This is a genomic window from Pandoraea thiooxydans, assembly GCF_001931675.1.
GTDB lineage: Bacteria > Pseudomonadota > Gammaproteobacteria > Burkholderiales > Burkholderiaceae > Pandoraea > Pandoraea thiooxydans.
In genome coordinates this window covers 4262827-4283048 of the sequence record NZ_CP014839.1, presented here as the reverse complement: position 1 = coordinate 4283048, position 20222 = coordinate 4262827, and the positions used below count along the sequence as shown (strand labels likewise).

At 64.2% G+C, this 20222-nt stretch carries 20 protein-coding genes and 1 tRNA gene; 7 read left to right on the top strand and 14 right to left on the bottom strand.

The annotated features are described in order from the left end of the window. Positions 1-172: 172 nt before the first annotated feature. Both PATSB16_RS19770 and PATSB16_RS19765 read right to left on the bottom strand, forming a co-directional pair. Entirely contained in the window at positions 173-1687 is a 1515-nt protein-coding gene (locus PATSB16_RS19770) for a DEAD/DEAH box helicase (RefSeq protein WP_047215693.1), read from the bottom strand. A gap of 223 nt (positions 1688-1910) precedes the next feature. Beyond that, a complete protein-coding gene (locus PATSB16_RS19765) occupies positions 1911-3230 on the bottom strand; it encodes a solute carrier family 23 protein (RefSeq protein ID WP_047215692.1) in 1320 nt (439 codons plus the stop codon). A 223-nt stretch (positions 3231-3453) separates the two neighbouring features. On the opposite strand from PATSB16_RS19765, the gene PATSB16_RS19760 reads away from it, so the two are divergent. Continuing rightward, positions 3454-4011: a YggT family protein gene (locus PATSB16_RS19760; RefSeq protein ID WP_047215691.1), complete on the top strand. Its 558-nt coding sequence runs from the start codon at positions 3454-3456 to the stop codon at positions 4009-4011. 57 nt (positions 4012-4068) lie between these two features. Here PATSB16_RS19760 and PATSB16_RS19755 read toward each other — a convergent pair whose 3' ends face one another. The 3 genes from PATSB16_RS19755 to PATSB16_RS19745 form a co-directional block, all read right to left on the bottom strand. Continuing rightward, positions 4069-4290: a hypothetical protein gene (locus PATSB16_RS19755; RefSeq protein WP_047215690.1), complete on the bottom strand. Its 222-nt coding sequence runs from the start codon at positions 4288-4290 to the stop codon at positions 4069-4071. Positions 4291-4374: 84 nt separating this feature from the next. After that, positions 4375-5157, bottom strand: coding sequence for a molybdopterin-dependent oxidoreductase (locus PATSB16_RS19750; RefSeq protein ID WP_047215689.1), 783 nt, complete (start codon positions 5155-5157; stop codon positions 4375-4377). Positions 5158-5184: 27 nt separating this feature from the next. Beyond that, positions 5185-5796, bottom strand: a complete 612-nt coding sequence (locus PATSB16_RS19745; protein WP_047215688.1) for a cytochrome b/b6 domain-containing protein — start codon at positions 5794-5796, stop codon at positions 5185-5187. A gap of 313 nt (positions 5797-6109) precedes the next feature. Here PATSB16_RS19745 and PATSB16_RS19740 point away from each other — a divergent pair, with 313 nt between their 5' ends. Continuing rightward, entirely contained in the window at positions 6110-7360 is a 1251-nt protein-coding gene (locus PATSB16_RS19740) for an Hsp70 family protein (RefSeq protein WP_047215687.1), read from the top strand. 23 nt (positions 7361-7383) lie between these two features. Here the strand turns inward: PATSB16_RS19740 and PATSB16_RS19735 are convergent, their stop codons facing one another. The 3 genes from PATSB16_RS19735 to PATSB16_RS19725 form a co-directional block, all read right to left on the bottom strand. After that, the gene (locus PATSB16_RS19735; RefSeq protein ID WP_047215686.1) at positions 7384-8163 is read right to left on the bottom strand and encodes an SDR family oxidoreductase; all 780 of its coding nucleotides are present in this window, start codon (positions 8161-8163) and stop codon (positions 7384-7386) included. Positions 8164-8239: 76 nt separating this feature from the next. Beyond that, the gene (locus PATSB16_RS19730; protein ID WP_047215685.1) at positions 8240-8923 is read right to left on the bottom strand and encodes a phosphatase PAP2 family protein; all 684 of its coding nucleotides are present in this window, start codon (positions 8921-8923) and stop codon (positions 8240-8242) included. 85 nt (positions 8924-9008) lie between these two features. Continuing rightward, positions 9009-9914, bottom strand: a complete 906-nt coding sequence (locus tag PATSB16_RS19725) for a LysR family transcriptional regulator (protein ID WP_047215684.1) — start codon at positions 9912-9914, stop codon at positions 9009-9011. 143 nt (positions 9915-10057) lie between these two features. On the opposite strand from PATSB16_RS19725, the gene PATSB16_RS19720 reads away from it, so the two are divergent. The 4 genes from PATSB16_RS19720 to PATSB16_RS19705 all read left to right on the top strand — a co-directional run bounded on the left by PATSB16_RS19720 (position 10058) and on the right by PATSB16_RS19705 (position 14718). Next, complete coding sequence (locus PATSB16_RS19720; protein ID WP_047215683.1) at positions 10058-11473, top strand: M20 family metallopeptidase; 1416 nt, start codon at positions 10058-10060, stop codon at positions 11471-11473. Between the two features lie 79 nt (positions 11474-11552). Continuing rightward, positions 11553-12845: an MFS transporter gene (locus PATSB16_RS19715; protein WP_047215682.1), complete on the top strand. Its 1293-nt coding sequence runs from the start codon at positions 11553-11555 to the stop codon at positions 12843-12845. A gap of 26 nt (positions 12846-12871) precedes the next feature. Then, positions 12872-13927, top strand: coding sequence for a serine hydrolase domain-containing protein (locus PATSB16_RS19710; RefSeq protein WP_047215681.1), 1056 nt, complete (start codon positions 12872-12874; stop codon positions 13925-13927). A gap of 245 nt (positions 13928-14172) precedes the next feature. Continuing rightward, positions 14173-14718, top strand: coding sequence for a hypothetical protein (locus PATSB16_RS19705; protein WP_047215680.1), 546 nt, complete (start codon positions 14173-14175; stop codon positions 14716-14718). Between the two features lie 246 nt (positions 14719-14964). On the opposite strand, the gene PATSB16_RS19700 is transcribed toward PATSB16_RS19705, so the two are convergent. Next, positions 14965-15040: transfer RNA gene (locus PATSB16_RS19700), tRNA-Ala, on the bottom strand. Positions 15041-15244: 204 nt separating this feature from the next. Here PATSB16_RS19700 and PATSB16_RS19695 point away from each other — a divergent pair. Beyond that, positions 15245-15838: an OmpW/AlkL family protein gene (locus tag PATSB16_RS19695; protein ID WP_047216786.1), complete on the top strand. Its 594-nt coding sequence runs from the start codon at positions 15245-15247 to the stop codon at positions 15836-15838. Positions 15839-15928: 90 nt separating this feature from the next. Here PATSB16_RS19695 and PATSB16_RS19690 read toward each other — a convergent pair whose 3' ends face one another. The 5 genes from PATSB16_RS19690 to PATSB16_RS19670 form a co-directional block, all read right to left on the bottom strand. Beyond that, positions 15929-16255: a c-type cytochrome gene (locus tag PATSB16_RS19690; protein WP_047215679.1), complete on the bottom strand. Its 327-nt coding sequence runs from the start codon at positions 16253-16255 to the stop codon at positions 15929-15931. Positions 16256-16426: 171 nt separating this feature from the next. Next, positions 16427-18142 carry a ShlB/FhaC/HecB family hemolysin secretion/activation protein gene (locus PATSB16_RS19685; RefSeq protein WP_052892761.1) on the bottom strand — a complete coding sequence of 572 codons (1716 nt, stop codon included), beginning with the start codon at positions 18140-18142 and terminating at the stop codon, positions 16427-16429. Positions 18143-18316: 174 nt separating this feature from the next. Further along, complete coding sequence (locus PATSB16_RS19680) at positions 18317-19096, bottom strand: BON domain-containing protein (RefSeq protein ID WP_047215678.1); 780 nt, start codon at positions 19094-19096, stop codon at positions 18317-18319. Between the two features lie 43 nt (positions 19097-19139). Continuing rightward, the gene (locus PATSB16_RS19675; RefSeq protein WP_047215677.1) at positions 19140-19724 is read right to left on the bottom strand and encodes a phosphoheptose isomerase; all 585 of its coding nucleotides are present in this window, start codon (positions 19722-19724) and stop codon (positions 19140-19142) included. A gap of 92 nt (positions 19725-19816) precedes the next feature. Then, entirely contained in the window at positions 19817-20176 is a 360-nt protein-coding gene (locus PATSB16_RS19670; protein ID WP_047215676.1) for a YraN family protein, read from the bottom strand. Positions 20177-20222 lie beyond the last annotated feature (46 nt).

The following is a 20222-nucleotide window of genomic DNA, read 5'->3' as shown; positions in this document are numbered from 1 at the left end:
CTGCGCAATGCCGCATTGCGCAGGGCGAACTGTTATGCAGGTATAAGGAAGTTTTAGGCGATGAACGCCGTTTAATCAAATTTGCGGTGGCGCGGCATGCGCCAACTGTTGCCGCACGCCCACAGCCGGGCGGGGTGCCCGGTTTGTCTGGCAAATCGAGATAATTCCGCTGCTACCCGTGCCTGGACTTTGCCTTTGGCGTGAGCAGCGCCGCCTGCGAGGAGGCACGTTGCGGCCGCCGCCCCTGGGACGGCGCGGCCTGCGCTGTCTGCGCCCGGGAACGCCCGCCGCCGGGCTTGGGTGCGCCGGCACGACCTTGCTCGGCCGATGCCGGCACGCTCCTTTGCCCGGACGCCGGTTTGCCCGGCGCGCGCGACTTGCCCGGCTGGCCAGCAGACTGGCCGGCTTTTTTCTTCGGCGCGTTCTTGATGCGCAAGACTTGCGTGGCTGCCGGCGTAGCCGGCGCGCGCTGCCCGCCGTTGCGTCCAGGCGCGCCCTGCCGAGAATTCTTGCGGATCGGCTGAGCGACGGCATGGGGGTCGGGCTCGAAACCCGCCACTACCTCGCGCGGCAGACTGCGCTTGATCAGCTTTTCGATACTCGCCAGCAAATCGCGCTCGTCCACACACACCAGCGAAATGGCTTCGCCGCTGGCGCCGGCGCGGCCGGTGCGGCCGATCCGGTGCACGTAATCCTCGGCGACTTCCGGCAACTCGAAGTTCACCACATGCGGCAGCTGGTCGATGTCGATGCCGCGCGCCGCGATGTCGGTGGCCACCAGCACCTGCAGCGTGCCTTGCTTGAATTCGGCAAGCGCCCGGGTGCGCGCGCCCTGGCTCTTGTTGCCGTGGATCGCCAGCGCGGTGATGCCGCTCTTGTTCAATTGCTCGGCCAGGCGATTGGCGCCGTGCTTGGTGCGCGTGAACACCAGCACCTGATGCCAGTTCTGCGACGTAATCAGATGCTCGAGCAACTCGCGCTTGCGTTCGCGATCGACCGGGTGGATTTTCTGTGCGATCAGTTCGGCGGTGGTGTTGCGACGCGCGACTTCGATCAGCGCCGGGCGGTCGAGCAAACCGTCGGCCAGCGCCTTGATCTCGTCGGAGAAGGTCGCCGAAAACAGCAGATTCTGCCGCTTGGCCGGCAACGCCGCGAGCACGCGGCGAATGTCGCGGATAAAGCCCATGTCGAGCATGCGATCGGCCTCGTCGAGCACCAGGATCTCCACGCGCGACAGATCGACCGTCTTTTGCTGCATGTGATCGAGCAGCCGCCCGGGGGTCGCGACCAGAATGTCGACGCCGCGCGCCAGTTGCTTGACCTGCGGCACGATGCTCACGCCGCCGAATACGGTGGCGGAACTCAATTTCAGGTATTTGCCGTACTGGGCCACGCTCTCCTGGACCTGCGCGGCCAATTCGCGCGTCGGCGCCAGAATCAGCGCGCGCACCGGTGCCGGCTTGCCGGGCGCGTGCGAGCGCGCCACGGGCGTTTGCGACAGGCGTTGCAGAATCGGCAAGGTAAAGCCGGCGGTCTTGCCGGTACCGGTTTGCGCGCCGGCGAGCAGGTCGCCGCCGGCCAGCACCGCCGGGATCGCTTGCGCCTGAATGGGAGTCGGCGTGGTGTAACCCAATTCGGTCACGGCACGCAGGATGGCCTCGGACAATCCGAGTGTTTTGAAGGACATAATGATGAGGCGCCCGGCCGCGGCCGGCGCACTTTAGAGAAATCGAAGAAGCATGGGGCGCCGCATTCAGCGGATCGACATTGATCAGCGGGCGACGCGTTTGAATCCTTTGGCCGCCGCGCTAACGCGGGCACCGTCTATCGGGATTCAAGCGCGCGTAGTCTACCATGTGCGGCGCAACATCACAGCGATCCGACGCGCCGGGACCGGCGGCGCGTCGCTCTTACCGTTGCACCATCGTCCCGGTCTCGGGCTGCGCGCGGCCGCGCAGCAGCGCGTACAAAAGAATCCCGCCGAAGGTGGCGGTGCCGATGCCGCCGAGCGCAAAACCGCCAAAGCGCAGCGTGAAGTCGCCAGCCCCGAGCACCAGTGTGACAGCGGTCACGATCAGATTGCGGTTGTCGGAGAAATCGACGCGATTCTGCACCCAGATACGCGCGCCGGCCACCGTGATCAAGCCGAACACGACGATCGAAACGCCGCCCAGCACGGGCCCCGGGATGGTATGGATCAGCGCGCCGAATTTCGGCGAGAAGCCCAGCACCAGTGCGATGCATGCCGCCACCACGAATACCAGCGTCGAATAGATCTTGGTGACCGCCATCACACCGATGTTCTCCGCGTAGGTCGTCACGCCGGTGCCGCCGACGCTGCCCGAGACGATGGTCGCCAGCGCGTCGCCCAGAAAGGCGCGGCCGATGTAGGGATCGAGATTCTGTCCGGTCATGGCGCTGACGGCCTTGATATGACCGAGGTTTTCCGCCACCAGAATGATTGCCACCGGCGCCAGCAACACCATCGCGTTGGCGTGAAACACCGGCGCGGTGAACTTCGGCAGGCCGAACCATGCTGCCTGCGCCACCGGCGCGAAGTCGATCGGCGTGCCAAGCCTGGCGCCATTGGTCAGTAGTGCATAAATCAGGTAGGCCAGGATCAATCCCAGCAAAATCAGCAGCCGCTGCATCATGCCGCGCGCAAACACCGCGACACCGCCCACGCACAGAATCGTCATCAGCGCCATCCAGCTGTCGAAGCCCTGGCCGCTGACGCCCTTGACGGCAACCGGCGCCAGGTTCAGACCGATCACCGCGACCACCGCACCGGTGACCACCGGCGGCATCAGCGTTTCGATCCAGCGCGTACCGATCGCCATCACCACCAGCCCGATCACCGCATACACCGCGCCGCACGCGATGATGCCGCCCAGCGCCACACCGATGTTCGCGTTCAGGCCATGCCCGGCATAGCCGGTCACGGCGATCACCAGCCCGATGAACGAAAAGCTCGAGCCGAGATAGCTCGGCACGCGCCCGCCCACCAGCACGAAAAACAGCAAGGTGCCGACGCCGGACATGAAAATCGCCAGATTCGGATCAAAGCCCATCAGCAGCGGCGCCAACACCGTCGAGCCGAACATCGCCACCACGTGCTGCACGCCCATCGCCACCGTCTGCAACCCCGGCAGACGCTCGTCGGGAGCCACCACCTGCTTGCCCGCGACACCGGATGACAGTCGCCATTTGGGAAAATAGGAATCCGCCATCGATATTCTCCTTTGAGGTTCAACCTCTTATTGATTGGTCGCGTGTGCGAGCGGAACGAGTCTTCGGCCCGAGCCGGCCGCTCAGGCTAGGCGCGAGTGTACGGAGGCCCCGCGCGAATGGCAAGGCAGCGCGCCCTGGGTAAGCGCGGTAAAGCGTGCGACAATCCGCTTTTGCATATCGTCGACGGCCGGCAAAATGCCGGCTCCCCTGCTAGGAGCCCAGATGTTTGGTGAAATTGCACGTTTTCTGATCGACACCATTTTCACGCTGTTTGGTGCCGTTTTGCTGCTGCGTGCCTGGATGCAGGTCATCCGCATGCCGCCCGGCAATCCGATTTCGCGTGGGGTATTTCAGGTCACCGACTGGCTGGTGTTGCCACTGCGCCGCATCCTGCCCGGGTATCGCGGCATCGACTGGGCCAGCCTGGTGGCGGCGTATCTGACGGCATTGGTTTTCCTCGTGCTGATGGTCGCCGCGGTGGGCGGGCAACCCGCCCTGCTATTCCCGCTGGGCTTGCTGATCGCCCTGCTCACGCTCGTCAAATGGGCGCTCAACCTGCTGATGTGGCTGACGCTGCTCATGGCGGTCATGTCGTGGGTCAACCCGCACTCGCCGGCGATGCCCGTGCTCGACTACCTCACCACGCCGTTCCTGCGTCCGATCCGGCGCGTGCTGCCGCCCATCGGCGGAGCCGATCTGTCGCCGCTGGCCTTGTTCCTGATCATTCAGGTGCTGCTCATGTTGCTCGCGCGCGGCGGCTTTCTGCTGTTCGGCATGTAAAAAAGGGGCGCGGCCGGCAAACCGCCGGCCGCGCCCGCGACGCTCTTGCCGTCGCGCTTACTGCATCTTGCTGTCCTTCTTCATGCCCATGCTGTCGTTCTTCATGGCCATGCCGTCCTTCTTCATCGCATGCGATTGCTTCGCATGAGATTTGTTCATCGTCTTCTCGGCCATCGACTCATGGCCCATCGCGTCCTTTTTCATCGTGTCCTGTGCAAACGCACCTGCCGACGCCATGCCGATACAAGCGGCCAGTACTGCCATCATCAACTTTTTCATGAAACGCCCCTATCTAAAATGAACCGGCACCATGCCGGATAAAACATCTGGCAAGCCAGACGAAATCGGTACCGCGCAACCACCTCAGGAGCCGCCGAACCAGTTGTATCCCTGGTCTTCCCAGTAACCGCCCGGATACGTATTGGTCACGGTGATCGCCATGATGTGCTTCGGATTCTTGTAGCCCAGCTTGGTCGGCATGCGCAGCTTCATCGGATAGCCATACTTCGCCGGCAACGTCTGGTCGCCGTAGCGCAGCGCCAGCAGCGTTTGCGGATGCAGCGCGGTGGGCATATCGATACTCGTGTAGTAATCGTCGGCACATTTGAAGGCGACGTACCTGGCACTCAGGTCCGCGCCAATGCGCTTGAGAAACAGCCCGAACGGCACGCCGCCCCACTGGCCAATGGCACTCCACCCTTCCACGCAAATGTGGCGCGTGATCTGGCTGGTCTGCGGCAGCGCGTTGAGTTCGGCCAGTGTCCACGGGCGCTTGTCGGCCACCAGGCCGCCGAGTTCCAGCTTGTATGTGCTGCCGGCCACGCGAGGCACCTGATCGATGCCGTAATAGGCGTTGAACGGGAACGGCCGGGTGATCATGCTCGCCGGATACGTCGGCGCCAGCCGGGTGGGATCGAACAGCCAGGCCTGCGCGCGATCGTTCAGGCGCGAGACCTGCATCAGCAATTTTTCGGCGTCGCCCTCGCCGTTGACCGTGCAGCCGGTCAGCATCGACAGGCCGCCCAGGGTCAGCAAGCGCCTGCCGAACAGACGGCGGGCCGGCGAACCCAACTCCTGGCGGGCGGCCTCGACGATATCCTGCGCGGTACGGCTATCGATTTCATTCGACGCTATGGGTCGCGGCATCACATTCTCCTCGTTAATGGTTATCGGTCAGCGCCCGCGCAGCATCGCCAGCAGGGTGCGCGGCACCAGCGCCACCATCGCCACGTGCACGATGAAAAACGCGACCAGCAAAGACATCGCGACGAAATGCACCACGCGCGCCGTGTCGTAGCCCCCCATCAACTCGCGCAACAATGGGAATTGCACCGACTTGAAAATCACCAGCCCCGAGAGCACCAGCACCGCGATGTCGACCATCACGAATAAATAGGCCAGCTTCTGCACCGCGTTGTAATGCCGCAAATCGGCATGCGCCAGACGCCCGCGCAGTGCGGCACCCAGATCGCGCAGGATCTCGGCAGGCCGTAACGGGAAAAATTTGCGGGCGAAACGCCCTGTGAACAGGTTGAATGCCAGATACAGCACGCCATTGATGGCCAGCAGCCACATCGCCGCGAAGTGCCACAGCAGCGCGCCGGCCAGCCAGCCGCCCAGCGTGATGCCCGGGGGAAACGAAAAGCCGAAGATTGGCGAGGCGTCGTATATCCGCCAACCGCTGAGCACCATCACAATCACGGCAACGGCATTGAGCCAGTGCATGGTTCGCAACCAGGCCGGGTGGATCGCCGGTGTTTTCTGCGGAGTTTGCTTTGTCATCATTCGTGCTCCTGCCAATCGGTCATCGAATCGTTCAACGATAGGTATCCTGGGTGGCCAACGTGGCCCATGCGGCCCGAGCGGGTGCGTTCGACGGCTCAAGATCGCAGCCCGCGCTGCTTTGTTGAAGCCGTAGTCGGACAGGCCACGCATTTCCTTACAGACGAATTTCAAATATTTTCGATAGCCCCGGCTCCTCGGCCAGATCGGGCCATAAACACGGGTTAACCCGTATGCCGGAGCAGGAGCGGCGTCCCGGCCACCCGTCAGGCCGTGCTAGACTCGGCGGCTTGTCTGCTTCTCACCCATCGCCATCATGAGTTTCTGCGCGATCGATTTCGGCACCTCCAATTCCGCCGTTGCGCTGCCCGAGCACGCCGGCATCCGCCTGGCCACGCTCGAAGGCACTCACTCGACCATGCCGACGGCAGTATTCTTCAACGCCGACGAAAACTCGCAGGCCTTCGGGCGCGCCGCGATAGCGGCCTATATCGACGGCTACGACGGTCGCCTGATGCGCTCGCTCAAAAGCATCCTGGGCTCGCCGCTGCTGGAGAGCGCCACCGACATCGGCGGCGGCCGCTCGATGCGCTATCTCGACGTGATCGCCACGTTCCTGCGCCAGCTCAAGCACACCGCCGAGCAACACGCGCGGCATCCGATCGAACGGGTGGTGCTCGGCCGCCCGGTTTTCTTCGTCGACGACGATCCGGCCAGCGACGCCGCAGCCCAGCGCTCGCTGACCGAAGCGGCGCGCCAGGTCGGCTTCAAGGACATCGAATTTCAGTTCGAACCGATTGCCGCGGCGTTCGACTACGAGTCGCGGCTTGAGACCGAACAACTCGTGCTGGTCGCCGACATCGGCGGCGGCACTTCCGACTTCTCGCTGGTGCGGGTCGGGCCGCAACGCATGCGCCAGCTCGAGCGCAAGTCCGACGTGCTGGCGCATCACGGCGTGCACGTGGCCGGCACCGATTTCGATCGACGCGTGGAAATGGCGACCATCCTGCGCGAGATGGGCTACAAGACGATCGGCACCGATGCACGCGAGATTCCCAACGGCGTGTATTTCGACCTCGCGACCTGGCATCTGATCAACACGATCTACGGGCCCAAGCGCTCAGCCGAGATTCGCCTGATGCGCCATCTCTACGCCGATCCGATCCATCACGACCGCCTGATGCGCACCGTCACGCAGCGCCTGGGGCATGCGCTGGCCGGCTGCGCGGAAGACGCCAAGATCGCCGTGGCTGCCGGAAGCGCTACGCGCATCGATCTGGAATTACTGGAGGAGGATCTGTCGCTCGCGTTCGACGAGCATGGATTGATCGAGTCGACACGCGAGGAAACGCAGCGCATCGTGGCCGCTGCTACACACACCGCGCGCGCCGCCGGCGTCGCTCCGCAGGCGATCGACGCGCTCTACTTCACCGGCGGCTCGACCGGATTGCGCTTTCTGTCGAACGCGCTGGCCGCTGCCTTTCCGAACGCCTTGCCGGTGGCAGGCGATCGGCTGGCCAGCGTGGCTACCGGCCTGGGCATTCACGCGCGCCGGATTTTTTCCTGAGCGGCAGCCCCGCGCAGCCGGGTTCACATCGTAATCGTCATACCGCCATCCACCGTCAGCACATGGCCGTTGACGAATGACGCCGCGGGCGAGGCGAGAAACACCGCCGCGCCGGCGATCTCATCGGGCCGGCCCCAGCGCTTGAGCGGAATGCGCCGCTCGACATGGGCGACGATCGCGGGGTCGGTCACCATCGGCGCGTTCGTCTCGGTGGCGAAAAATCCCGGCGCAATGGCATTGCTGGTAATGCCGTGCGCGCCATATTCGACGGCCAGCGCCCGTACCAGTCCGGTCAGCCCCTGCTTGGCCGCCGTGTAGACGGCATCGCCCGCGCGCGCGACATGACCGGCAATCGAAGTCACGGTAATCAGCCGTCCATGGCCGCGCGCCAGCATATGCCGGGCCGCTTCGCGCGCCAACAGGATACCGGCGGTCAGATCGGTCTCCAGCAGTGCGCGAATATCGTCATCGGCGAAATCCTGCAGCGGTTGGCGCGAGCGAGCGCCGACGCAGTTCACCACGATATCGAGCCGCCCCTGGCGGGCGACGATGGCGCCGAGCGCCGCGCGCATCGCCGCCGTGTCGGCCATGTCGAAAGCAGCGCCCGATACTGCCGAGCCACCGGCCGCGATGACTTCCCGTGCCTGCTCGAGGCGAGCCGGGTCGCGCCCCGAGATGACCACGTGCGCGCCGGCGCCGGCCATCGCGCGGGCGATTTCGAACCCGAGCCCGCGCGCGCCGCCGGTCACCAGCGCGCATTGCCCCTGCAGGGAGAAACGTTCGAGAAACGGCAGTGAATTCATCGGCGATCGATATCCATGGGTATGACGCACGGCAAGACGACACTATCGGGCAACGCCCGGCAAGAACAGCTCGGCGCTATGTTCCCGACAACCCGTCGCGGCACACAGGCGCCGCATGAGCGGGTTGGTTGCGGCCCGTGCCACGCATGCGCCAGGTAACGCGTATATAAGGCTCGTGATGGCCCGACAGCGCCAGCGCGGTGCGAATGATCAGACGCTGACTCGGCGCCCGCGTGCCGTACAACACCGCGCCGATAAGCAGCAGACTGCAGACGAACATCAACGGATGCAGGGCCGGCAGGCTGCGCAATTGCGACAGTGCGATGAACCCGATGCTGACGACCGCGCCCCACAGGCACCCGGCGACCACTTCGGATGGCGAATGCGCATGCAGCACCAGTCGCGACAGGCCGACAATGACACCGAACAGGAGCCCGAGCGCGGCGCCCGTGTTGCGCACCGCCGGCCGGTAACGCTGCAGCACGAGCCAAAGGATGGTCGGGTAGACGGCGGTGGCCAGCATCGTGTGGCCGCTGATGCCCGTGAAATTCAGCGACCGCACCCCCAATCCCCAACCGATGAAGGCGATCTTGGTTGCCGCGACCATCACCACGCCGACGCCGAACAACGCGCACCACAGCGTTGCCAGGCGCCAGGCCCGGCTGGCGGCCAGCCAGATCGCAATCGCCAGCGCGGCGGGCGCGAGCACCGCCGAATCGGCCAGATTGGTCAGCATCATCCAGTGAGAAGGGGCAAGCATGAGAAGTGTCGGGCTGGGAAACCGGCGAGTGGCGCCGTTCGCCACAGTTTAACAATTCCGCGGCCGATGCGAGCGCCAAGGCCGCTCAATCCAGCCGGGTCGGATCGTGAATGGCGGCGATCACCAGGTCGAGGAATGCATTGACCGCGCCCGGCAGCGTACGCCCGGCCATGGTCTGCACTTGCAAGGTTCGCTGGTGCAATTCCGGATTGCTCAGCGGCACGGCGGCCACGCGATCCGACTTGAGCCGGCCGCGCACGGTGAGGTAGCCCGTCAGCATCACCGCGTCGGTGGTCTGCACGAAGCTGTACAGGGCGGCGTGATAGTTGCTGACAAACACCGGTTCGAACAGCAGCCCCTCGAGGCTGCAACCAATATCGAAGAGTTGCCGGATCGTCACTCCCGGCTCCGAGATCGCCAGCGGGTACGGCAACAGATCGGCCAGCGAAACGGCCTCGCGCCCTGCCAGCGGATGAATATCTCGCACCAGCGCGAAAATCGGCGCGCGCTGTGCATAGTGGACGTGGATGTCCTTTTCCGGCGCGAGGCTGAAGCACACCGCGATATCGGCAGTACCCTCGCGCACCCGGCGGGTCGCTTCGGACGGCGCGGCTACATTGAGCTGCAGGTGCGTTTGCGGATAAGACTGGCGAAATCGCGCAAACACCTGGGGCAGGAAGTCGTTGGCCACACCCTCGGAACTCGCCACCCGCAAGGTCGCCCGGCCGCCCGAGGTAAGACCCCGAATTTCGTCGGTCACACGCTCGGCCTCCAGCAGGGTGCGCCGCGCATGAGCGGCCAGTAGCTCGCCGGCCTCGCTGAGCACCATGCCACGCGGGCGCCGCTCGAACAACGGCGTGCCCATCTCGCTCTCGAGCTTGGCGATCTGCCGGCTCAGCGCCGAGACCGCCACATAGAGCCGCTCGGATGCCTTGGTCAGCGAACCGGTGCGCGCCACCTCGAGAAAATAACGTAGCGCATTGTTTTGCATGATCTCTCCGCTTTGCCATTTCGGCAAAGATAAGTGATAAATATTGACATTGTCTACACCGGTGGCGCGGCTCACAATTTCCGCATCTATTTGTGCGCGTCGGCCGGCATCCGAAACCGAACGCGCCGCCCCGGAGAACCCACGTGAGCCGCGACATCGCCATCGACAACGTCACCCACCATTTCGAGCGTGGCGCCTTTCTCGAGACGTTGCGCCAGCGCGTGGCGTTTCGCACCGAAAGCCAGGAACCCGACAGCGGCCCGGCGCTGCGGGCCTACCTGAGCGACGAAATCGCCCCGGCGCTGGCCGAACTCGGGTTCGGCTCCCGCCTATACGACAATCCGGTCGCCGGCGCCGGCCCGTTCCTGGTGGCCCAGCGGCACGAGAGTGACAACCTGCCGACGGTATTGACCTATGGCCATGGCGACGTGGTGCGCGGCTATGAAGCTCAGTGGCGCGGCGGCCTCTCGCCCTGGCAGGTCACCGTCGAGGGCGACCATTGGTACGGGCGCGGCACCGCCGACAACAAGGGGCAGCACAGCATCAATCTGGCCGCGCTCAGGGCAGTGCTCGATGCGCGCGGCGGTCGCCTCGGCTTCAACCTCAAGGTGCTGTTCGAGACCGGCGAGGAAACCGGCTCACCAGGCCTGCATGCGTTTTGCGCCAGCCAGCGCGAGGTGCTGGCCGCCGATTTGCTGATCGCCTCGGACGGCCCGCGTCTGGGTGCCGCTCATCCCACGCTGTTCCTCGGCTCGCGCGGCCTGGTCAACTTCAAGCTGTCGCTGCAATTGCGCGATGGCGGGCACCATTCCGGCAACTGGGGCGGACTGCTGCGTAACCCAGGCGTGGTGCTGGCCAATGCGATTGCCTCGATGGTCGACCGGCACGGCCGCATTCTGGTCGAAGGCCTGCGCCCGCCGCCGCTGCCCGACGCGGTGCGCCGCGCACTGGCCGGCATCGCCGTGGGCGGCAATCCGGGCGAGCCTGAGGTCGATGCCGATTATGGCGAGCCGGGGCTGACACCGGCCGAACGCGTGTTCGGCTGGAATAACCTGGAAGTGCTGGCCTTCAAGACCGGCAATCCGGACAAGCCGGTCAATGCGATTCCGCCTTACGCGTTCGCATTCATGCAAATCCGCTTCGTGGTAGGCACCCCTTGGGAGGATCTCGAGCGGATCGTGCGCGATCACCTCGACGCGCATGGCTTCGCGCAGGTCCAGATCGAGGTCGAGCGCGGCATGCCGGCGACGCGCGTCGACCCGGACGACCCCTGGGTGCAATGGGCGCTCGCCTCGCTGCAGCGCACGACCGGCAAGGCGCCGGTACTGCTGCCGAACCTCGGCGGCACGCTGCCGAACGACGTTTTCGCCGAGGTGCTCGGCCTGCCCACGCTGTGGGTGCCGCACTCCTATCCCGGCTGCTCGCAGCATGCGCCGAACGAACACCTGCTCGGCTCGGTGGCGCGCGAAGGGTTGCGCATCATGGCCGGCCTGTTCTGGGATCTGGGCGAGGCCGGCCCGGCCGTGCTGCAGCAACGGCAACGATCGAACAACAAGTAAGCGTCCGGGGTCGATGCCGGTGCCCGCGCCCGGTGACCCACGAGCCGCATCGATTAACCACCCCTCGGAGGAGCACCCGATGAACCCCAATGCGGCAAGCAGCACCCGGCTGGACGCGGCATCCCGGCAACCCACCGGTATCTATCGGCTGATTCTGGCCACATCGCTCGGCAATGCGCTGGAATGGTACGACCTGATCGTCTATGGCTATTTCGCCGGGACGCTGGCGCGCCTGTTCTTCCCGACCCACGACCGCACCGTTTCGCTGCTGCTCGCGCTCGGCACCTTTGCGCTGTCGTACCTGGCCCGGCCGATCGGCGCCATGGTGCTGGGCTCCTACAGCGACCGCAAAGGCCGCAAGGCATCGTTGATGCTGTCGATCGCGCTGATGACGCTGGGTACCGGCATGGTCGCGTTGATGCCCACCTACGCCACGATCGGCGTTCTTGCACCGCTGGGCATTTTCATCTCGCGGCTGCTGCAGGGGTTTTCGGCCGGCGGCGAGTTCGGCAGTTCGACCGCCTTCCTGGTCGAACATGCCCCGGCGCGCAGCGGCTTCATGTCGAGTTGGCAATTCGCCAGCCAGGGCGCCAGCACACTGCTCGCATCCGCTTTCGGCGTGCTGCTCACCACAACGCTCAATCCGGCGCAACTATCGAGCTGGGGCTGGCGGATTCCGTTTCTGTTCGGCATGTTGATCGGCCCCCTGGGCCTGTACATCCGCCGCCACGTCGACGAGTCGCCGGAATTCGAGCGCACGCGCCCGACGCGCACGCCGGTACGCGAAGTGTTGACGACGCAGAAAGAGCGCCTGCTGGTGGCGATCGGCGCGCTGGTGCTGACCACCACCGCCCAATACATGATTCTCTATATGCCGACCTACGCCACACGCCAGCTCGGGCTGGCGCCTTCGTACGGCTTCATCGGCACGCTGGTCACCGGCGCCATCATCATGGTCATGACACCCTTCGTCGGCCACTGGTCGGACAAGGTCGGACGCACCCGCATCATGCTCGCGGCCGGGCTGGCGTTCCTCCTGACCATCTATCCGGCGTTCATGTTCATTAATGCGCATCCATCGCTGGCGACGCTGCTCACCGCCATGATGTGGGTCGGCATTCTCAAGGCGCTTTATTTCGCACCGGTCCCGGCGCTGATGGCCGATCTGTTCCCGACCCGCACGCGCACCACCGGCATGGCCGTCGGCTACAACCTGGGCACCACGATCTTCGGCGGCTTCACGCCGCTGGCGGTGGCCTCGCTCATTGCCGCCACCGGCAACAACCTGGCGCCCGGCCTGTACCTGATGATCGCCGCCGTAGTCAGCCTGTTCACCATCGTCTGGGCGCGCAGCCGCCTGAACGTGCATTGAATGCCGTCGTCACGACAAGGAGCCGTATGCCGCCCACCCCGCTCGAGCAAGCCACACAATTCGCGATCGATCATGAAAGTCTCTGGGACCGTCACGTCGACGGCGCCTGGGGCGTGCATGTCAACGACCCGCCGCCGTGGAATCGCCTGCTCGGCCCGGTACACGACCGCGGCCCGGCCTCGGGCGCGATCGCCAGGGACGGCCGCCTGCTGGCGACCTGGGGCGAGCCCGAGCGCGCCGACTTGACCTTCAGCATCGCCAAGACCTACCTGGCCCTGCTGGCCGGCGTGGCGCACGATCGCGGCCTGCTGCCGGACGTCGACGAACCGGTAGGCGTGCGCGTGCCCGGCATCGGCTTCGACGACCCGCACAATCAAGCGGTAACCTGGGCTCACCTGCTGCAGCAGACCAGCGAGTGGCAAGGCACGTGTTTCGGGGTGTCCGATCAGGCCGATCACTATCGCGCGGTCACCTTCGGCAAGGCACCGGGCGGCAAGAAGGGGGACTTGCGCCCCCTGCAAGCGCCGGGCACTTACTGGGAATACAACGACGTTCGCATCAATCAGTTTTCGCTGGCGTTGCTGCACCTGTTCGGCCGCCCGCTGCCGGAGGTGTTTCGCGAGGCCATCATGCAACCGCTGGGCGCGAGCGATGACTGGCGCTGGGTCGGCTATGACAACGCTTGGGTGGATGTCGGCGGGCGGCGCGTGCAATCGGTGCCGGGCGGCACGCACTGGGGGGGCGGCCTGTCGATCAGCGCCAATGACCAACTCAAGATCGGGCAACTCCTGCTCGACGACGGACTCGCCCACGGCCGCCAAATCCTCTCGAAGGCGTGGCTGCAGCGCATGCGCACCCCGTGCGCGCTCGCCCCTTACTACGGGTATCTGGTGTGGCTCAACCACGAGCGCAGTGTGTTCCCGAGCGTGCCGGCCACCAGCTACTTCGCCATCGGCGCAGGCAGCTCCTTCACCTGGATCGAACCGACGCAGCGGCTGGTCGTTATCGCGCGCTGGCTCGACCCGGCGCACGCCAATGACTTCTTCGGCCGCGTTTATCAGGCGATCGCCAACGACGCATAGCCTGGCGCCAACGTCCGCGCAAAGGCAAGGCCGGCCGGCTTCGGCTGGCCTTGCCCCGTTTGGCGCGCCGATCTCTTTGCCAATATTTCCCTGCTTCTTGTCGTAGCTCAATAAGCGGCGAGATCGCCCGCCTTCGACCCAACGAACTTCATAAAATCCGAATGCAGGCAGGCACAGTTATGCCGGCGGCGACACTGTGTCCAACAAATCACCGGGCCGCCAAACGTCATGTATCGGGGAAAAGAATGAAAAAAACCATTGCGCTCGTTTCGCTCGCGTCGGCCGTGCTGGCAGGATGTTCGACCTACGCCGTGCCGCGATATTCTATTTCGGCAGACAATGTCACCGCGCTGAAGACCGCAGCAGTCAATGGCGTCGGCGTGGGCGCGTTCACGCAGACGCTGAGCGCCAACCAACATCCAAACGAAATCATGTGCCGCGGCGTCGGACCCATTAAAACCCAGGACGGCGAGCCGTTCGCGGAATTCATCCGCCGGGCCTTTATCTCCGAACTGAAAATCGCCGGCGTCTATGCGCCCACCGCGCCCATCCAGCTCACCGGCCACCTCGACAGCATCGACTTCTCGTCCACCTCCGGCATCTGGAACCTGACGCTTACGGTCACATCGTCAAACGGTCAGCATATGCAAGTCGCCGAAAAGTACACCTACACCACCAGCTACTACGGCGAAACCGCCTGCAACCAAACCGCCCAGGCGCTCATGCCCGCCGTCCAGGACCTGATCGGCAAGGTCGTCCACGCGCCAGAGTTCGCGTCGCTGCTGAAGTGAAACGGGGCGCCGGGCGCCACGTGGTGACTTTCGCGTGGCGCGATTTTCCGCGTGAGGAAAATCCGTCTCAAGTCATTGGGTATGCGAAGCGGGATGCGCAACACGCCATAGCGCTTGCGATGCAGATGTGCGGGGAGTTTGAAAGCCATCGCCGGTTTGCCTTGCGTGACACGGTCGTGTGACACGAAGCCAGAACCGGCGAGTCGGAGGGCAAGTTTCCTTGCCAATCAACGTATTGAGAATTTCTGGTGGAGCGGAGGAGGATCGAACTCCCGACCTTCGCATTGCGAACGCGACGCTCTCCCAGCTGAGCTACCGCCCCACGAAGCGGCGATTATAGCGTACTTTTTTGGGCCGTTGCTAGGCACCGCACGCAGTTGCGTTGCGACGACACTCGAGCACCAATTGACCTGGCGCAAAGCTTGTCACGCGGTCATTGACTACAGTCGATCTCCGAAAGCAGCAATGAAATCACCTATTGATCGGAGCCATGATGAGCAAGATGCAAACGGCGTTGAGATTGGGAATGGCCGGTTCCCTGGCAATTGGACTTTTGGCTGGCAGCGCGGTAGCACACGCGGATGCCGGAGATATTCTGGTTCGCGCGCGGGCGATCAGCATCCAGCCGGACGTATCGACCTCGGGCGTGCTGTCGACGCTGGGCGTCGGCGTGAACAATTCGATCGTTCCGGAGCTGGACTTCACGTATATGGCAACCCGGCATATCGGTGTCGAATTGATCCTCGGCACCGCGCGCCACACGGTAACGTCCGGTATCGGTGAGCTTGGCCGTGTCAGTCTGCTGCCGCCGACATTGCTCGCGCAATATCACTTCAATCCCGACGGCAAGATTCGGCCGTATGTCGGGGCCGGGATCAATTACACGCTGTTCTATAACGACAACCTGAAGGCTGGCGCCCAACCGGTATCGATCGATCGCAGCAGCGTCGGCCCGGCACTGCAAATCGGCATGGATGTCCAGTTGACCAAGCGCGTCTTCCTGAATGCGGATATCAAGAAGCTCTGGATCCAGACTGACGCATCGGCCGGCGGCGTGCCGCTGGGTACGCTCAAGATCAACCCGCTGGTCGTGGGCGTTGGGGTGGGGATGAAGTTCTGACGGGTGATTCGAGGCCGGACGTGCCGAGCACCCCGCCCGCCACGTCAGGCTGCAGCGCCCACCGCTGCCGGCATCACGCAGAATCGCCCGCTATTTGTCGGGGGCGCCGGCCAGGATCCACTGCACGACCGTCTTGATGTCGGCATCGCTCATGTTGGGGTGCGCCGGCATCGGGACAACGCCCCATACGCCCGAGCCGCCGTTTTTGACCTTGCTCACCAATTGCGCCTCGGCACCCTTATCGCCCTTGTATTTGGCCGCGACGTCGCGGAAAGCCGGACCGAGGATTTTGCGATCGACCGCATGGCAGCCCATGCAGGCATTGGCGGCAACGATTTTCTTGGCCCGGGCCACATCGACCGCATGCGCCATCGACACGCCGGTCATCAGTAACGCGGCAAGAACCACCTGTTTCATTTCGACTCCTTGCGATTTTTTGTCAATTCGCGATGCGGCAACACGCACGGCTCACCGCCGCATCCGGCCGATATTTTGATCGAACCGCAAGAATTCAGCCAGCCGGGTTTCCCGATAATTCGGATTCCTCCGGCCGTGTGGCGACGCCGGCAGGCCGACGCCGGCAGCCATCTAGTCGAACCGGTAGGAGTAGGCGGCGTTCACACGCAACGACCGGTTATTGCTGTTGGCGGGTTTGTCGGCCACCGGCTTGGCCAGCGAAAGATCGAACGTATAGTGCCGTTGGTCCGACACGCGCACGCCGAGCGCGAGCGAGGCAAGCTTATCGTGCTGCAGTTGCCCCCGATTCAGATAAACCCGCGCGGTGTCCGCTTCGATATAGGGCTGCACCGTCTTCAGCCATGCAAAGCTGGTGCGGAACAACCGGTTGAATTCGATCGAGGCACCCCAGCCGGAATCCCCGGCGACTTCGCCGGCCGGGTAGCCCAGCCCGAAGCGAGTGCCGCCGAAGGTCGCCTGCTCCGGGGTGGGCACGGTGTTGGGGCTGTATTGCCCGGTGGCCGCCAGCACCACGCCAAACTGATGCGGCAGCACGAAGCTCTGCGTTGCGCTGGCGACATAGCGTGTGAACCCGAGGTCGTAGGGGCCCAGCGCCGGCGAGTTGGAACTCTGACTGGCCCCCAGTCCGTTGATGCCCTTGTAGATGGCGATCGACGCGCTGCGCGCTTGTTTCGGCGTCGTCTCGTTGTAGCTCAATTGCGCATTGGCGACACGAATGTTGACCTTCGACGTGGCGTTTGCCGTGCTGACGGTCGATTGATAGCTGTCGCTGTTTTCGACCGCGTATACCCCGCCGCTGCCGACCAGCCGGCGCTGATTGTTGAGCACGAACGGGTAGCTCAGCGTGGCGCCGGCCCGCTTGTTATCGATGTGCCGCGTGAGGTTGTCGTCGATGAGCGTCTGGTCGTGCGGCACGCCGCGGTAATGAGACGCATCGAGCTTGAGCGACAGGCCGTTGCTGCCGATCATCTGGGAGTACGATGCCGCGTAGTACTCTTCGTGGTTCGGCCCCTTTGGCACGATAGTGGCGAACTGCATTTGCTCGCCGAGCGGCGTGAGCCCGTTGGTGGTGACTGTGATCAGCCCGCGCAGGCCCGGGTCGCTGGTGCCGAGCGAGACGCCCACCGCGATCGGCTTGCGCCGCACATCCAGCGTCAGGTCGGTCGCGCCATCGGTGCGCACGGGCGGCTTCATATCCGCCTTGATATGCATACCCGGCACGAGGGTCAGCACGTTCAGGTAGCGCTCGAAAGTGGCGCGTTTCAACGGCCGCTCGGCCTGGATGTGAGCTGCGATCGCCTCGAGCTTGGCGCGCGAAGGTCCGGGGTTGCCCGTAATGCGCGTGTGCGCGACATAACCCTCGACGACGACGATTTTCACGAAGCCATTCTTGAAGTCCTGCGCGGGCACGAAGCCGAACGACAGCAGGTAACCGTGCTGCTGGTAAAGCTTGGTGACGTCGTTGGCGCGTGCGACCAATTCGCCGATGGTGATCTGATGGCCAGCCAGTGGGGCGAACAGCTTGGCGACTGTTGCGAACGGGATGCTTTTGACGCCCTCGATACCGAATTTGACCGGTACGATCTTGCGCGCGAGCAATGCTTGAAGCGCCTGTTCCTGGGTCGGTGCCTGCAGGTGAAAAGTGGGCGGGGCGGCCTGGGGCGCCTGAATGGTCGGTAACGAATCCATCGGGTTGCCCCGCAACGGACTGCCATCGCCGGCATACGCACTGCCCGTCGCCAGGGCGGCGAGCGCGAAGCCCAGCGCGAACCGCGTCAACTGATGGTGCCCGCCACCCGCCCCCAGCGGCTTCGAAGCTTTTTCCATTGCGCCCCCTCCCATTGCTTTTATCCACTGCCCCGCAGTGTACCGAGATATTTGGCTTAACGAAATAACGGCGGGCTAGAGGGAGATCTCTGATAAATCGGGGTCACAAACAACGGGCCGGCCGGCTTCATCGCCCGGCCGGCCCGCTACCCGTTGCCCCGGGCGCGACCTCGCTTACTTCGGTGCGCCGGGTTGCGAGGCCGGCGTCGCGGGGATCACCGGTGCATCGCTGATCGGGGCCGGCGTGGAGAGCGGCGTCGTGCTGACGTTGCCGATCGGCACGGCGCTGGTGGTCGCCGTCTCGTCGGCCGGTTCGGCCGGCTGCGGGGTTTTCGCAGCCTGTTCTGTCAGGCGCTGCGCGTCTTCGGGCTGAATGTACTCAAACACCTTCACGACTTTGTCAACGCCAGGCACGCGGCTCGCAATATCCGCGCCGCGGGCGCCTTCGGCTGGCGTAACCAGCCCCATCAGATAAACGTCGGAGCGTTCGGTGACGACCTTGAACACGTTGGCCGAGATATCCTTCGCGGCAACCAGCGATGCCTTGACCTTGCTGGTGATCCACGCATCGTTGGCCCGCGAGGAGAGCGAGCTGGCGCCTGAGATCGCCAACGCATTGACCACGCCGCGCACGTTTTGAATGCCCTTGACGATGTTTTCCGCTTCCTGGCGAGTCGCCTGGTCGGGCACTTCGCCGGTCAGCAGCACACGACGATTGAAGGAGGTGACGTTGACATGCGCGACGTCAGGCAGATTGCTGTTCAGGTCGCTGATCGCCTTGACCTGAATCTCCCGGTCTTCGGTCTGCGCCCCCAGCGAGCGTCGATCGGTGGCCACCAGAACGCCCCCTGCCGCGCCGCCAAGCAGCAGCAAGCCGCAGCCAGGCAACGTCGCCACCGTCGCGGCCAGCAGCAAGCCGGTGCACAAATTTCTGATAGAACGTCGTGAAATCATCAAGTTGCTCTCCTTCGGGCTTCAAGCAAAACGCGATCGGGGCTCAATCGCCAAGCAGCATGGCGTCGATGCCATCGCATAAACAGTGAATCGCCAGCAAATGCACTTCCTGGATGCGCGCGGTGCGCTCGTGCGGCACGCAAATGTGCACGTCCAGCTCAGTGAGCGCGTCGCGGATCTTGCCGCCGCCGCGACCGGTCAGCGCCACGACGGTCATGTCGCGCTCATGCGCTTCTTCGATCGCGGCCAGGATGTTGGTGGAATTGCCGCTCGTGGAAATCGCCAGCAGCACGTCCTCGGGTTGCCCCAGCGCGCGCACCTGCTTGGCGAAGATGCTGTTGAAATCGTAGTCGTTACCGATTGCAGTCAGGATAGAACTGTCGGTGGTCAGGGCAATCGCAGGCAAGCCCGGGCGTTCGCGCTCGAAGCGGCCGATCAGCTCGGCGGCGAAATGCTGGCAATCGGCGGCCGAGCCGCCATTGCCGCAGGCAAGCACCTTGTTATTGTTGGCCAAGGCGGTAAACATGAGTTCGGTGGCCGCCTCGATCGGCGCCGCCAGGGTCTCCAGCGCGGCGAGCTTGAGTTCGGCACTGTCACGGAATTGTTGCTGAATGCGTTCGATCGACATGATGTTATCGCGGAGCTATCGTTGATTCGGGCACGCCGCTGGTTGCATCCCGGCACACCACCAGTGCGCAAGTTTAACAGGCTGCACCGCGCTCATCCGCTCCCGTCGAACGCATTGCGCACCCACTGCGGCGCGGCCTCGGGCGGGCCGTCGAAGGCGATCACGTCGAACCGGCAGGCCGGCCACGCCGTGGTCTGCGTCGCCAAATAATGTTCGGCCGCCGCCACCAGCCGCTGGCGCTTGCGCGTTGTCACGCTCTCCAGCGCGCCGCCGAAATCACGTTGCCTTCTGGCGCGCACTTCGACAAACACCAGTACGTCGTCGGGATCGCGCATAATGAGATCGATTTCGCCGCGACGGCATCGATAATTACGCGCCACCAAAGTCAGGCGCTGGCGTCGCAGGTATTGCAGCGCACGAGCCTCGTACGCCGCACCGAGCTGATTCGACATGAGTCCACTGAAAAAGTTGTTAATTTTTTACCTATTCCCGGAGTTG